Origin of the sequence: Neisseria sp. HMSC058F07, assembly GCF_001810035.1 — a bacterium.
Lineage (GTDB): Bacteria > Pseudomonadota > Gammaproteobacteria > Burkholderiales > Neisseriaceae > Neisseria > Neisseria perflava.
This window is the reverse complement of sequence record NZ_KV799674.1, coordinates 184494-198695: the sequence shown is the minus strand read 5'-3', so window position 1 is coordinate 198695 and position 14202 is coordinate 184494. Positions and strand designations below refer to the sequence as shown.

10 protein-coding genes are annotated in these 14202 nt (G+C 43.5%); 6 read left to right on the top strand and 4 right to left on the bottom strand.

Translation table 11 applies throughout. The annotated features are described in order from the left end of the window. Window positions 1-139: 139 nt before the first annotated feature. Window positions 140-3829, top strand: coding sequence for a CDP-glycerol glycerophosphotransferase family protein (locus HMPREF2696_RS04255; RefSeq protein WP_049335789.1), 3690 nt, complete (start codon window positions 140-142; stop codon window positions 3827-3829). Between the two features lie 71 nt (window positions 3830-3900). Here the strand turns inward: HMPREF2696_RS04255 and HMPREF2696_RS04250 are convergent, their stop codons facing one another. From HMPREF2696_RS04250 to HMPREF2696_RS04235, 4 genes are all read right to left on the bottom strand, one after another. Further along, complete coding sequence (locus HMPREF2696_RS04250; RefSeq protein WP_049335787.1) at window positions 3901-4950, bottom strand: acyltransferase; 1050 nt, start codon at window positions 4948-4950, stop codon at window positions 3901-3903. Window positions 4951-5035: 85 nt separating this feature from the next. Next, entirely contained in the window at window positions 5036-6406 is a 1371-nt protein-coding gene (locus HMPREF2696_RS04245; protein ID WP_004519077.1) for an XcbB/CpsF family capsular polysaccharide biosynthesis protein, read from the bottom strand. A gap of 1 nt (window position 6407) precedes the next feature. Then, window positions 6408-7847: an AMP-binding protein gene (locus tag HMPREF2696_RS04240; protein ID WP_004519078.1), complete on the bottom strand. Its 1440-nt coding sequence runs from the start codon at window positions 7845-7847 to the stop codon at window positions 6408-6410. 3 nt (window positions 7848-7850) lie between these two features. Next, on the bottom strand, window positions 7851-8081 hold the full coding sequence (locus HMPREF2696_RS04235; protein ID WP_003747973.1) for an acyl carrier protein: 231 nt from the start codon (window positions 8079-8081) through the stop codon (window positions 7851-7853). Between the two features lie 223 nt (window positions 8082-8304). On the opposite strand from HMPREF2696_RS04235, the gene galE reads away from it, so the two are divergent. The 5 genes from galE to HMPREF2696_RS04210 all read left to right on the top strand — a co-directional run bounded on the left by galE (window position 8305) and on the right by HMPREF2696_RS04210 (window position 14187). Beyond that, window positions 8305-9321, top strand: coding sequence for a UDP-glucose 4-epimerase GalE (gene galE, locus HMPREF2696_RS04230; RefSeq protein ID WP_004519079.1), 1017 nt, complete (start codon window positions 8305-8307; stop codon window positions 9319-9321). 116 nt (window positions 9322-9437) lie between these two features. After that, window positions 9438-10505 (top strand): dTDP-glucose 4,6-dehydratase, encoded by a 1068-nt coding sequence (rffG, locus tag HMPREF2696_RS04225; RefSeq protein ID WP_049335785.1) that lies wholly within the window; start codon window positions 9438-9440, stop codon window positions 10503-10505. Between the two features lie 73 nt (window positions 10506-10578). Next, window positions 10579-11445 carry a glucose-1-phosphate thymidylyltransferase RfbA gene (gene rfbA / locus HMPREF2696_RS04220; RefSeq protein ID WP_004519082.1) on the top strand — a complete coding sequence of 289 codons (867 nt, stop codon included), beginning with the start codon at window positions 10579-10581 and terminating at the stop codon, window positions 11443-11445. Window positions 11446-11498: 53 nt separating this feature from the next. Further along, window positions 11499-12038, top strand: coding sequence for a dTDP-4-dehydrorhamnose 3,5-epimerase (gene rfbC, locus HMPREF2696_RS04215; RefSeq protein ID WP_039861926.1), 540 nt, complete (start codon window positions 11499-11501; stop codon window positions 12036-12038). A gap of 34 nt (window positions 12039-12072) precedes the next feature. Then, a complete protein-coding gene (locus HMPREF2696_RS04210) occupies window positions 12073-14187 on the top strand; it encodes a capsular polysaccharide biosynthesis protein (protein ID WP_004519084.1) in 2115 nt (704 codons plus the stop codon). Window positions 14188-14202: the final 15 nt, after the last annotated feature.

Sequence of the window (14202 nt, the reverse complement as noted above, 5' to 3'; positions counted from 1 at the left end):
AAAAAAAATGGGCGGCAGCCACACTCTTTTTGTGCCAACGATTTTCACAGCCAGCAACAGATTGAAAACTACCAGGACAAACTGATTCAAATGCTGGAAAATTACTTCAAAACCAAATAAAAATAAAAGGTTAAAAAAAATGAACAATAAAAAATTTCGGAAGCTCTTACGAGACCCTAAACTCTTTTTCCGCGACATGTACGCCAAACGCGTAATGAAACTCAAAAAATACCTTCCCTTAAAATACGAAGGTAATAATCAATTTACAATCGTTTCAGCCGTTTATAACGTCGAAAAATACCTTGATGAATACTTTGACAGCATCGTCAAACAAAGCTTGAATTTCAAAAAACACATTCAAATCATTCTAGTAGATGATGGATCAACCGACCATTCGGCAGAAATCATCAAACGATGGCAAGCCAAGTTTCCCCAAAATATCCATTATTTTTACAAAGAAAATGGCGGCCAGGCCTCGGCACGCAATCTGGGTTTGCAACATACACAAACTGAATGGGTAGTATTTACTGACCCTGACGATTATCTTCACCCTGACTACTTCAAATCAGTAGATACTCAAATTAGCCAACATCCGTCGGCAGTAACTGTAGCTACTAATATGAAATTTTTCTTTGAAAATCAAAATATCATTAAAGATAGTCATCCTCTAAGATTCCGTTTTAACAAAACCCACGTTATTGATGTTGCCAAGCTCGATAAATTTATCAATATGTCTGCTGCCTCAACCTTTTTCAGAGTCAGCCATATTAAAAAACAGAATTTGGTGTTTGACCACAATGTTAAGCCAAACTTTGAAGATGGCAAATTTATTGCAGACTATTTATTAGATTTGCAGGACGCAAAAGCTGTGTTTGACAGAGATGCCGTCTATTTCTATCGCAAACGTGAAAGTGGCACATCCACTCTAGATACTTCTTGGCAAAAAGTAGAAAAGTTTTCTAATGTTTTTGAGTATGGCTTCTTGCCTATGCTTAAAAACTATAAAAACCGCTTAGGGTATGTACCCTCCTCAATACAAAAAACCGCATTATATGATATGGCTTGGTATATTCAACAATTGCTTAATAGACCTGAACGTCTAGATTTGTTGAATACTAAACAAAAATCACATTTTTATGATCTAATGCAGCAGGTTTTTGATTATATTGATCAAAAAAATATTATGGAATTTGGCTTAGCAGGAGTATGGCTATTCCATAAAGTTGGCATGCTTGGAATGTTCAAACAGAGCGAGCCGCCATTCCAAATCGCCTATATTGAAAACATTGATCGTGAACGCAAACAGTTCCTTATCAGCTATTTTACCTATTTCGACCAGCCATATTCTGTGCAAGCCGATGGGCGTGATCTTATTCCTGTCTATGCAAAAAGCGTGGTCAATAAGCTAAATGAACAATTATTTGTTTACGAAAAACGTTTGTGGATTCCCTATGGTGACGTTGCAGACAACGCCAAAATTAATATTCTACTTAACAAAAAAGCAATGCGAATTTCGATTAAAGGTAAAACCTTTATGCACGGCATCGCATTAAATGAACTTACCGGTTTATTTACGCCGTCTGAAAAATACCTTTCAGACGGCAGCTGGCTTTTAATGGATAGGGAAACTAAAGCTGATGACAACGCTGAGCATTTTTATCGTTATATGATGCAGAACCACCCTGAACAAACTTGCTATTTCGTACTCAACAAAACTGCCCCAGACTGGAACCGTCTCGAACAGGAAGGCTTCAAACTTGTAGAATTCGGCGGTAGTGAATATGAACAACGTTTGCGTAAAGCTGAAAAAATCATTTCTAGTCATTTGGAAAAACACATCAACAATTATTTTGGGGATTTATACGAACACAGCAAAAAATTTGTCTTTCTTCAGCACGGAGTAACTAAAGACAATCTTTCTGCATGGACAAATAGCAAACAAAACCTACACTGTTTCATTACCACTACTGAGCCAGAAAGCCGCTCGATTAAGGCTGACTTCAATACCTACAAGCTGACTGAAAAAGAAGTAGCACTAACTGGATTTCCACGCTACGACTCCTTACTATCAAAAAATAAGCCCGACAGTCGCAAGATCCTGATTATGCCAACTTGGCGCAATAACATTGTCGGTCAAAATATCGGTACAGGTAGCAATACTCGTACGCTCAACAGTGCTTTTATGGAAACTGACTATGCCCGTTACTGGCAGGCTCTGCTTCACGACCAGCGCCTGAAGGAAATGGCAGAAACCTACGGCTACGAAGTAATTTTTGCACCACACCCAAATATCGAGCCCTATTTGGAAATAATGAATGTCCCTACCTATATAAAAATCTGGAGTGGACTGCGTGAAACTGAAAGTATTCAAAATCTTTTCGGACGTTGCGCCGTATTGATTACCGACTACTCATCAGTAGCATTTGACATGGCCTATCTGAATAAGGCAATTATTTACTATCAATTTGATAAAGAAGCCTTTTTCTCTGGTACACACACCTATCAAAAAGGCTATTTCTCTTACGAAACTGACGGATTTGGCCCTATTACCATCAATCAGCATGAAACGCTGACTGAATTAGAAAACATTTTAAAATCAGGACATGCCAAACCCGAATATCTTGCTCGCATCCGCGATACTTTCCCCTTCCAGGAAGGTGGCAACTGCGAACGTGTGTATCAAGCTATTACTGCTCTTGACCATGCCGAAACCGCTGACAATCTGCCGATTTTAATCAATATGATTGAGCAAGCAGAAAATCATCAGGTATGGGACTTGGCTGCAAGCCGTATCCAAACTCTGCTTGATACAGGCCGTCTGAATGCGGAAGAAACAGCTGATTATCGCCATCGTTATCTGAATGCTTTATTTGAGAGCAAACAGTTTGATACTTTGCAAAACCTGTTACCTGATTATCCCGATACCGCAGGTTACTGGCATGCAAAAATGGACTTATATATCGGTAATGCTGTTAAAGGGGCGGAATTTTTTGCTGAAAACGAGCATATAGGAACGCAAAATGATTTACTTGTCGCATTACTTGCAGCCTCGTTTCACCAAGCAAAAAGGCCGTCTGAAAAACTGTTTGCCCGGATAGGTACAGATTTACCCGACTCATATCAACCTTTGTTAGCCGTAGCACAAAAGCTATCGGAGCAAAATTATTTTGTAGCATTGGCTTTACTGAAAACGTATATTGATAGCTTGGACGATCGTGAAAAAGGCTATCTCAAACCCGAGCTGTTGGCTTCTTACCTCTGTATGAACCTTGGTAACTTACAAGGCGCGCATCAGTTTTTGGTTGCTTTTGAAAACCATACTAAGAATGATCCAAGTTGCCGTATCGCGATTGCAAGACTGGCAAAATTACGCGGTGATTCTGAAAAACTATTTACCCAGCTTAACCGTGCCTTTGAAGAAAATCTGCTCTTAATTCCTGAAGATTTAACGGTCGATTATCTGAAAAAAATGTACGCTACCGGCAACACTGACGGCGAAGGATATCTATTGGCTCAACTGCGCCAAAAATATCCTGAGAATCCGTCTTTGGCCTTGTATGAAGCTGAAAAACTTGCCCAAAACCAAGATTGGGAGTCTGTCACCAAAATATTGGCTGATTTTGCACAAACCACACCGGAAACGATGTATCTTTATACAACTTCTTTATGCCGTCTGAAAAACCATCAGGCAGCACAACGTTATTTTGACAGTCTCTCTCTACAAGACACAGCAGCATATTGGAAACTGGCAGCTGAAATAGCCGAAGCTAAAGGTGACAAGGCATTACAGGCTGAGTGTCTGAAAAAACAATTGGCTTGTTTAGAGTAATCTCTGTCTTATCTTAAAAAAGGCCGTCTGAAAACTTTTATGTTTTCAGACGGCCTTTACTATTAGATGCACTAATCGAGTTCTACTGTTGAATTGATATAGGTAACATGATTCATTTCTGCCAAATCCTTACCTTCATCTATATCTGTGTATAAAACATTATTGCGTTCCCAAAATACATCTTTGCGTATGACTTTAGCCGGCACGCCTGCAATAACACAGTTATTAGGAAAATGTTTTTTCACTACCGAAAATGCACCAACAATACTACCGCTACCAATCTTTGTACCACCCCAAATTGTTGCGCCATAGGCTACCCACACTCTGTCTCCAATGGTAACGTCTTTAGAAATATTTAAACGTTTTCCAGTATGAACATCATAAATCGGGTGTGCATCATCAGTACGGATTTGATTATTAGTGGCAAACATACAATCTTCACCAATGGACAAGGTTGTATGTTCGGCAACAGTAATATAAACCGGATTGGTACTGGTAGTTTTACTGCCGATATTAATCGTACAGCCTACTCCCAAACACCATTGGCCTTGCATAGAAACATTTTCTCCAATATAGACTTTGCTGTCCTTGCCTAAAAATTCCAAAAATACATTACGCAAGTTTGCATTAGGGTGGATAACAACTTCATTCCCACCTCCTCCTAGAAATTGGAAATGACAGTTTCGCAGATTATCAGGTGCAGTAATTTTATTTCCGGAGGTGTCGATATAATTACCTGACATCACCTCTTTTTTGCGGCTGTTAACTACTGGCCGTTCAGAAAAATATTGTTCCGCACGCTCGGCCAATTTGATAAAGACCGCACAGGTTTGGGCAAAATCCAAAGTACTGACATCATAAATGTATACATTATCCCCATCCTGCTTAGATAAGCTGAAGTTTGGAAACATTTCTCCGATATTATCTATCTCACTTTTATTACGATAAAACAGGAAAATCTTCTGCCAATCTAAATTTAAGCTGACAGAAAATGGTGTTTCACGGTCAGATTTGAAATTGCAGTACACATTCTGCTGATAATAAATATCAACAGACGTATTTTTTAATTTGATATTTTTAAGAATTTCTTGCTGAAATTCTTCAGCCGTTTTATCTACCATTACATTCCCCAAACATGATAAATATGGTTCAAATATTAAAAAAATAGACAGTAAATTTTAAACTTACTGTCTATTTACTTCGCATTTAGTTCAGATTAATGTCCGAATCAGTAATATGGATGTCCAACAGCAAATTATTGATAATGGTATTGGACAAGAATACTGTGTTGCCTGAAAAATCTATGTGCTTTTGAATTTTTTCAAAGTCAAACTCACATAATACAACTGTAGGCAATGCTTCTTTCAGCTCTTTAATATCCGGATAAAACTCTGATACTTTAGCCGATGAAATGACCACTTGATTTTCAAGGTTATGATCAATTACATCTGGTAGCTTTTTGAAAGTCTCCAAAATCGGCGTACGGATAGAATGCAGATACAATGGATCTTTGCCACCATAGTATTTATGATTGCCCAAAAATGGGTCGATTGCAAAGGTTTTGTACCCACCAATTAAGCCGTGATATACCGCTCCTGTACCGCCTGATGATGCACCGCAAATGACTACGTTTTTCTTATCTACGCCATAAATATTCATCAGGCTCTTAATGAAACGCTGGATATTGTCTTCGATATTTTCATCAAACTTTGTATTCAACCCGTGACTGCCAAACGCGTCTGATACATCAGCCATACGGATGATGTAAGTATTTGGCATAATGCTGTTGCTGATAAATGGAAATGGGTGGCTATAATAACGGTCAACCATATTCTCATTACTCTTATTGGTATAAGAGAACAACACCAATAGGTTTTTCTTGTTGGCACTCAATACTTTCGGTGCTTCAACAGTATAAATGACATTTTCCAACTCATGGAAAGAGTCTGGGAAATAAGCCAAAAGATCTTTATAACTGTGCTTGTTCACGCGACGGAACACACTTACACCCATTTTGTGTTCAACAGCTAAAAAGCCTCTATTATTTAGCTCATAAACATAATCACTTAGACCATGATTCCGAGCATAGCTTAGGAAAAACTCATTACTGTCGCCTTTAACACCAATGTATTCAACTTCCGGCTTATCCAAGTACTCGGCTAAATTAATGCCCTTATTTTTTTCAACATTCAGGATGTAGCATAATTCGCTGCCAAGATAAATGGAAGTGACTTCTAAAATCTCACTAAATTTATCCTCGATTTTTGCCCAATCGGTTTCAGCAAATTTAAAAGACAATACTGTCTTTTCTTGATTAACCGATTGTGGGTAACTTCCATAAATTTCTGAAATATATTTCAGAAATTTATGGAAGCCGGAAATCTTAGAAATTTTGCTCTTATTACGCTCAATAAAGTTAAAGGTTTGTCCTACTGCCGTATAACTGACGCTGACAAAATAGTCGTTCAACAGAAAATCAAACACTATACTTTGATTGTTATAAATCCAAGCGTTAACCTTTTGAGGATCAATCTTGGCTTTTCGTAAGATGTTTTGCTGAATTTGATATAAATCCATTTTATAAACCCTGCTGATATTTTTCCAACAATGCTTTTTTGTCGGTTTTGTGGTTGGTGCTGACTGGAATTTCATCAATGTGAATAAATTCAGACGGCATCATGTAAGACGGTAAATTTTGTACTAATGCGTCTTTGATCGCCTGAGTATCTGCACTTTGCTTGGCTGTATAGAAACACACCAAACGCAATACTGCGCCTGTGTTGCGTTTCAAAGCCACTACTGCCACATTATCAAAGGCAAATTCCTTAAGGTTAAGGATTTTTTCTTCAATTTCTGAAAGTTCGATACGGTAGCCATTGAGCTTAATCTGCTCGTCTTTACGGCCTTGTACATAGAACAATCCATTTTTTTCAAAACCGTAGTCACCTGTTTTATAAGTACGGTTATCTGCACTGTGTACTACCAAGCGTTTAGCATTTTCAGTTTCGTTGTTCAGATAGCCACGCATCACATGGTTACCGCTAATCCAAATCTCTTCGTCAACAATCTCTAATTTGGAATTAAGCACGGCAACGCCTACAGGCAACTCTTCTTCTGCCGCCAGCATATCAGGTGTAATATCAACGTAAGTTGTTGCTACAGTAGCTTCAGTCGGACCATAGGTATTGATAACACGGACACCGGGAAATTTTTGAAAAATCATATTTACTACTGGTTTGCCAAGTTTTTCGCCGCAGAACAAAAATTCTTTCAAACTCGGTAAAGTAGCTTGACTACATTTAGGGTTAAGCAGCTGCTGCATGGCAAAAGAAGGCGTGGAAACCCAGGTAGTAATTTGTTGTTTGGCCAAAAAATCAATCCAGGTGGCAGGATTAGAAATAGCATCACGACTGTTCATGACAATGCAACCGCCGTAAGCCAAGTTGCCAAAGATTTCGTACATTGACAAATCAAACGCAAACGGAGCCTGATTCATGAATACATTAGGTGCGGCTAAATTAAGCTGCTCTTTCATCCATTTCATCAGGTTAAACACGGCTTCACGACCGATTTGCACACCCTTAGGTGCGCCGGTTGTTCCTGAAGTAAACATGATGTAAGCCAAATCTTTTTCAGCCAGCTCTACTTCTTCGTCAGTCTGCTTTTCAAAAGTTTGCGTTGCCGAACGGTATACAAAGCGTGCTTTCGACAGTTGGCAGATATTGTTCAGACGGCTTTCAGGATAAATACTATCCACCGGAATAAAAGGGATTTTGTTTAATAAGCAGGCATAAATTGCCACTGCAAAATCAATTTCTTTATGGCCGTGCAACACCAGAGGAATGTTTTTGGTAATATCTGCTATGCTTTTGTAAGCCTCGATAAATGCGGCTATTTTTACGCGCAACTCTTCCCAAGAACATTCTTGAGTATCATTAACTAACGCTTTTCCCGAAGTTTGGCTGAAACGGTATTCCAAAAAATCATCAAGATTTTGGAATTCATTTAATTGTTTCATGATTTAGCCTTTGTAATTATTTTCAACATATTGAATGATATTGGCTGAGTTTGCCAAAATATCAACCAGTTGCTCAAACGGCAAATCAACATCAAATTTTTGTTTGATGGCCATAACCAAATCCATTGCGCTCACAGAATCAATAAGTCCTGTAGACAACAATTCTTCATTTGCTGACACTTGTTTTTGTGCAACTTGTGAAATCAACGCCAAAACTTCGTTAGATACTGACATGGTAAGATCCTTTTATTAAAATTGAAATGATAACGCTTTGCACTCTGTGCATAACACTGTGATTATCCCATATTTTTTTACTTTTCAGGTAACTAAATATACAATATCCAAATAAAGCAATCCCTCTTTGACAACACTTACACCAGGCCATCTGAAAGCGTGTTTGTATTTTCAGCCAACCGATTTCACGACTTCCAAACACAATTTTAATTAAGGAAAACCAATGACTATTCTTATCACCGGCGGTACCGGTTTTATCGGTTCTCATACCGTTGTTTCCCTGTTGAAATCAGGCTTTAATGCCGTGATTTTGGACAATTTGTGCAATTCGTCTGCCAACATCCTCCCGCGCTTGGAAAAGATTACCGGCAAGTCTGTGCCTTTTTACCAAGGGGATATCCGTAATCGTGAAGTGTTGCGTCAAATCTTTGCGGAACACGATATTGATGCTGTCATCCATTTTGCCGGCTTGAAGGCAGTCGGTGAAAGCGTGGCCAAACCAATGAAATACTATGACAACAATGTGTCGGGCAGTTTGGTTTTGGCTGAAGAAATGGCGCGTGCCGGCGTATTTAAGATTGCGTTCAGCTCATCTGCTACGGTTTACGGCGATCCGGGTAAAGTACCTTATACGGAAGATATGCAACCGGGGGATACGACCAGCCCTTACGGCACGTCTAAGTCTATGGTGGAGCGCATTTTGACGGATATCCAAAAGGCCGATCCGCGTTGGAGCGTGATTTTGTTGCGCTATTTCAACCCTATCGGTGCGCATGAAAGCGGTTTGATCGGCGAGCAGCCAAACGGTATCCCAAACAATCTGCTGCCTTATATCTGCCAAGTGGCTTCAGGCAAGCTGCCGCAATTGTCGGTTTTCGGCGATGACTATCCTACCCCAGACGGTACGGGTATGCGCGACTATATCCATGTGATGGATTTGGCGGAAGGCCATGTGGCGGCAATGCAGGCGAAAAGCGATGTTTCGGGTGTACACCTGTTTAATTTGGGTTCGGGACGTGCTTATTCGGTATTGGAAATCATCCGTGCCTTTGAGGCAGCCTCCGGTTTGACCATTCCGTTCCAAATCAAACCGCGTCGTGATGGCGATTTGGCCTGTTTCTACGCCGATCCCGCCTACACCAAAGCGCAGACCGGTTGGGAAACCAAACGCGATTTGGCGCAGATGATGGAAGACTCATGGCGTTGGGTCAGCAACAATCCAAATGGCTACGACGATTAAGTTGACCTGATACAGGCCGTCTGAAAGAGATGTTTTCAGACGGCCTCTTTATCTGAAAAACACACTTTCTGTCTGCTATAATCCGTTTATATTATTTTGACTATCCTCTGAAACTTATGAAAAAAATCCTTGTTACCGGCGGCGCGGGCTTTATCGGTTCTGCCGTTGTCCGTCATATTATCCAAAACACCCAAGACTCTGTCGTCAATGTCGATAAGCTGACTTATGCCGGCAATTTGGAATCTTTGACTGAGGTAGCCAATAATCCTCGCTATGCTTTTGAACAAGTGGATATTTGCGACCGCGCCGAACTCGACCGCGTATTCGCACAACACCAGCCTGATGCCGTGATGCACTTGGCTGCGGAAAGCCATGTCGACCGCTCTATCGATTCGGCAGGCGAATTTATCCAAACCAATATCGTCGGTACATTCAATCTGCTTGAAGCAGCCCGCGCCTACTGGCAACAAATGCCGTCTGAAAAGCGCGAAGCCTTCCGTTTTCACCATATTTCTACCGATGAAGTCTATGGCGATTTGCACGGCACAGACGATTTGTTTACCGAGACCACGCCATACGCGCCGTCCAGCCCCTACTCTGCTTCTAAAGCGTCCAGCGACCACCTCGTCCGTGCATGGCTGCGTACTTACGGTTTGCCGACCATCGTAACCAACTGTTCCAACAACTACGGCCCTTACCATTTTCCGGAAAAACTCATTCCTTTGATGATTCTGAACGCGCTTGACGGCAAACCGCTGCCCGTTTACGGCGACGGTATGCAAATCCGCGACTGGCTGTTTGTCGAAGACCACGCGCGCGCGCTGTATCAGGTTGTTACCGAAGGTGTTGTCGGCGAGACCTACAATATCGGCGGCCACAATGAAAAAGCCAATATTGAAGTCGTCAAAACCATCTGTACCCTGCTGGAAGAGCTTGTTCCTGAAAAACCGGCCGGCGTGGCACGTTATGAAGATTTGATTACTTTCGTACAAGACCGTCCCGGCCATGACGTACGCTATGCCATCGACGCTGCCAAAATCGGCAGGGAGCTGGGCTGGAAACCTCAAGAAACATTCGAATCCGGCATCCGCAAAACAGTGCAATGGTATTTGGACAACAAAACCTGGTGGCAAAACGTATTGAACGGCAGCTACCGTTTAGAGCGTTTAGGCACCGGAAAATAAGTTTTCAGACGGCCTGTTCCCATATTAGGCCGTCTGAAAATCACGCAAACACACACTACTCAGGAGAAAACCCATGAAAGGCATTATCCTTGCCGGCGGCAGCGGCACTCGCCTCTACCCCATCACGCGCGGGGTATCCAAACAGCTGCTGCCCGTGTACGACAAGCCCATGATTTACTATCCCCTGTCCGTATTGATGCTGACAGGAATCCGCGATATTTTGGTCATTACCACGCCTGAAGACAACGCCTCTTTCAAACGCCTGCTCGGCGACGGCAGCGATTTCGGCATTTCCATCAGTTATGCCGTGCAACCCAGTCCGGACGGCTTGGCACAGGCATTTATCATCGGCGAAGAATTTATCGGCAACGACAATGTTTGCTTGGTTTTGGGCGATAATATTTTCTACGGCCAATCATTTACGCAAACATTGAAACAGGCCGCCGCCAAGACCCACGGCGCAACCGTATTCGGCTATCAAGTCAAAGACCCCGAGCGTTTCGGCGTGGTTGAATTTGACGAAAACTTCAACGCCCTGTCTATCGAAGAGAAACCGCAACAGCCCAAATCCGATTGGGCGGTAACCGGCTTGTACTTCTACGACCAACGCGTCGTCGAGTTCGCCAAACAAATCAAACCGTCCGCCCGCGGCGAATTGGAAATTTCCGACCTCAACCAAATGTATTTGGAAGACGGTTCATTGTCGGTTCAACTTTTAGGACGCGGTTTCGCATGGTTGGACACCGGCACCCACGAGAGCCTGCACGAAGCCGCTTCATTCGTCCAAACCGTACAAAACATCCAAGACCTGCAAATCGCCTGCCTGGAAGAAATTGCTTGGCGCAACGGTTGGCTTTCCGATGAAAAACTGGAAGAGCTGGCGCGCCCGATGGCGAAAAACCAATACGGCCAATATTTGCTGCGCCTGTTGAAAAAATAATGTTTGAGGCCGTCTGAAACTTTTCAGACGGCCTTTAGATGAAAGATAAAACAATGAACATCATTGATACCGCCATTCCTGACGTAAAACTGCTTGAGCCGCAAGTCTTCGGCGATGCGCGCGGCTTTTTTATGGAAACTTTCCGCGACGAGTGGTTCAAGACCCAAGTCTGCGACCGCACCTTCGTGCAGGAAAACCACTCCAAATCCAGCAAAGGCGTATTGCGCGGCCTGCACTATCAAACTGAAAACACACAAGGCAAACTCGTGCGCGTGGTTGTCGGCGAAGTATTCGACGTGGCCGTCGATATGCGTAAAGACTCCCCTACTTTCGGCAAATGGGTAGGCGAGATCTTGTCTGCAGAAAACAAACGCCAACTGTGGGTACCCGAAGGTTTCGCTCACGGCTTCTATGTACTGAGCGATGAAGCCGAGTTCGTCTATAAATGCACAGACTATTACAACCCCAAAGCCGAACACTCGCTGATTTGGAATGATCCGACCGTCGGTATCGACTGGCCGTTGCAAGGTGAGCCGAACCTGTCGCCTAAAGACTTGGCAGGCAAAGTATTGACCGAAGCAGTCACGTTTTAAAAAGTTTTAAAAATAATTCAGGCCGTCTGAAAGAATGTTCCTCTTTTCAGACGGCCTACAATCCATTAATAACAATAATCGACGAAAACGCATTGTGAAAAACGCCTACATTCCCTCTCGCGGCATCCGCAAAATCCCCCATCTCTCCACCCTATTGCCTGAGTTTCATATCTGCAAAGACGGAAAAGGTGCAGAGACTGTTGTCGGCTGGGGTTTGCGCCCGACGACACACAAAGCACGTGCTTTTGCCGCCGAACACCAGCTTCCCTTTATTGCGTTGGAAGACGGTTTTTTACGCTCGCTCGGACTGGGTGTCGCCGGTTATCCGCCCTATTCCATCGTCTATGACGACATCGGCATCTACTACGACACCACACGTCCTTCGCGTTTGGAACAACTGATTCTCGCCGCCGATACCATGCCGTCTGAAACCTTGGCTCAGGCGCAACAGGCGATGGATTTCATCCTGCAACACCACCTGTCCAAATACAATCACGCGCCCGAGCTTTCAGACGATCATCCTTTACACTCCCCATCCAAACCCGAAACCATCCTCATCATCGACCAAACCTTCGGCGATATGGCCATCCAATATGGCGGCGCAGACGCCTCTACGTTTGAACTGATGTTTCAGACGGCCTTGAATGAAAACCCGCAAGCCGATATCTGGGTAAAAACCCATCCCGATGTTTTGTGCGGCAAAAAACAAGGCTATCTGACCCAACTGGCGCAGCAACACCGCGCCCATCTTTTGGCAGAAGACATCAATCCGATTTCTTTGTTGCAAAACGTCGATAAAGTTTATTGCGTTACCTCGCAAATGGGTTTTGAGGCGCTTTTGTGCGGCAAACCACTGACCACCTTCGGCCTGCCGTGGTATGCCGGCTGGGGCGTAAGCGACGACCGCCACCCACAAATCGGCAGCCTTGTTCAAACCCAACGCCGCGCCCGCCGCAACTTGCTGCAACTCTTCGCAGCAGCCTATCTGCAATACAGCCGCTACCTCAACCCCAATACCGGCGAAGCAGGCAGCCTCTTTGATGTTATCGACTATCTGGCAACGGTCAAACGCAAAAACGACAAATTGCGTGGAGAGTTGTATTGCGTCGGCATGTCTTTGTGGAAACGCGCGGTTGCCAAACCGTTCTTTAACGTACCCTCATGCCGTCTGAAATTTATCTCCTCCACCCAAAAACTGGCAGGGGTCAAACTGTCCGACGATGCACGCATCCTAGCTTGGGGCAACGGCAAAGAGGCCATCGTCCGTTTTGCCGAACAACATAATATCCCCCTGCTGCGCATGGAAGACGGCTTTATCCGCTCGGTCGGACTCGGTTCTAATTTAGTGCCACCGCTGTCGCTCGTTACCGACGATATGGGCATTTATTTCAATGCCGAAACCCCGTCACGTCTTGAACACATCCTCCAAAACCAAAACTTCGACGACCAGGACTTTCAGACGGCCTTGAAGCTGCAAAAAATGCTGACCGAAAACCACATCAGTAAATACAACGTCGGCAGCTCAGACTTCACGGTCCCGTCAACCAACAAAACCGTAATCCTCGTTCCCGGCCAGGTTGAAGATGATGCGTCTATCCGCTACGGTTCGCCCCAAATCTATCGCAATCTGGATCTGCTCCGTACCGTACGCGAACGCAATCCCGATGCCTATATCATCTACAAACCGCATCCAGATGTAGTCAGCGGTAACCGCATCGGCCATATTTCCCCTGAAGATACGGCACGATATGCCGACCAAACCGTCGAACAAGCCGATATCCTGACCTGTCTCCAATACGCAGACGAAATACATACCATGACTTCGCTGACTGGTTTTGAATCCTTGTTGCGCGGCAAAAAAGTCAGCTGCTACGGTCTGCCTTTTTACGCAGGTTGGGGACTTACCCAAGATCTGCTCCCCATTCCGCGCCGCAGCCGCAGGCTTGAGCTTTGGCAGCTGATTGCCGGCACGCTCATCCACTACCCCGACTATATCCATCCCGAAACCCATCAGGCCATTAATGCGGAAACCGCTGCCCAAATCCTGATACGACAAAAAAATATGCAAAAAAACAACAACGGATTACATCGCGGGTACTTTGCTAAAAAATTAGGTAAAATCAAACAACTATATCGATCTTTCAAATAAACACCATCAAAGTTA

Coding starts and splice junctions, on each gene's coding strand:
- rffG (WP_049335785.1), top strand. CDS start 9,438: ATGAAAAAAATCCTTGTTACCGGCGGCGCGGGCTTTATCGGTTCTGCC.
- rfbA (WP_004519082.1), top strand. CDS start 10,579: ATGAAAGGCATTATCCTTGCCGGCGGCAGCGGCACTCGCCTCTACCCC.
- galE (WP_004519079.1), top strand. CDS start 8,305: ATGACTATTCTTATCACCGGCGGTACCGGTTTTATCGGTTCTCATACC.
- rfbC (WP_039861926.1), top strand. CDS start 11,499: ATGAACATCATTGATACCGCCATTCCTGACGTAAAACTGCTTGAGCCG.
- HMPREF2696_RS04250 (WP_049335787.1), bottom strand. CDS start 4,950: ATGGTAGATAAAACGGCTGAAGAATTTCAGCAAGAAATTCTTAAAAAT.
- HMPREF2696_RS04255 (WP_049335789.1), top strand. CDS start 140: ATGAACAATAAAAAATTTCGGAAGCTCTTACGAGACCCTAAACTCTTT.
- HMPREF2696_RS04245 (WP_004519077.1), bottom strand. CDS start 6,406: ATGGATTTATATCAAATTCAGCAAAACATCTTACGAAAAGCCAAGATT.
- HMPREF2696_RS04235 (WP_003747973.1), bottom strand. CDS start 8,081: ATGTCAGTATCTAACGAAGTTTTGGCGTTGATTTCACAAGTTGCACAA.
- HMPREF2696_RS04210 (WP_004519084.1), top strand. CDS start 12,073: ATGTTCCTCTTTTCAGACGGCCTACAATCCATTAATAACAATAATCGA.
- HMPREF2696_RS04240 (WP_004519078.1), bottom strand. CDS start 7,847: ATGAAACAATTAAATGAATTCCAAAATCTTGATGATTTTTTGGAATAC.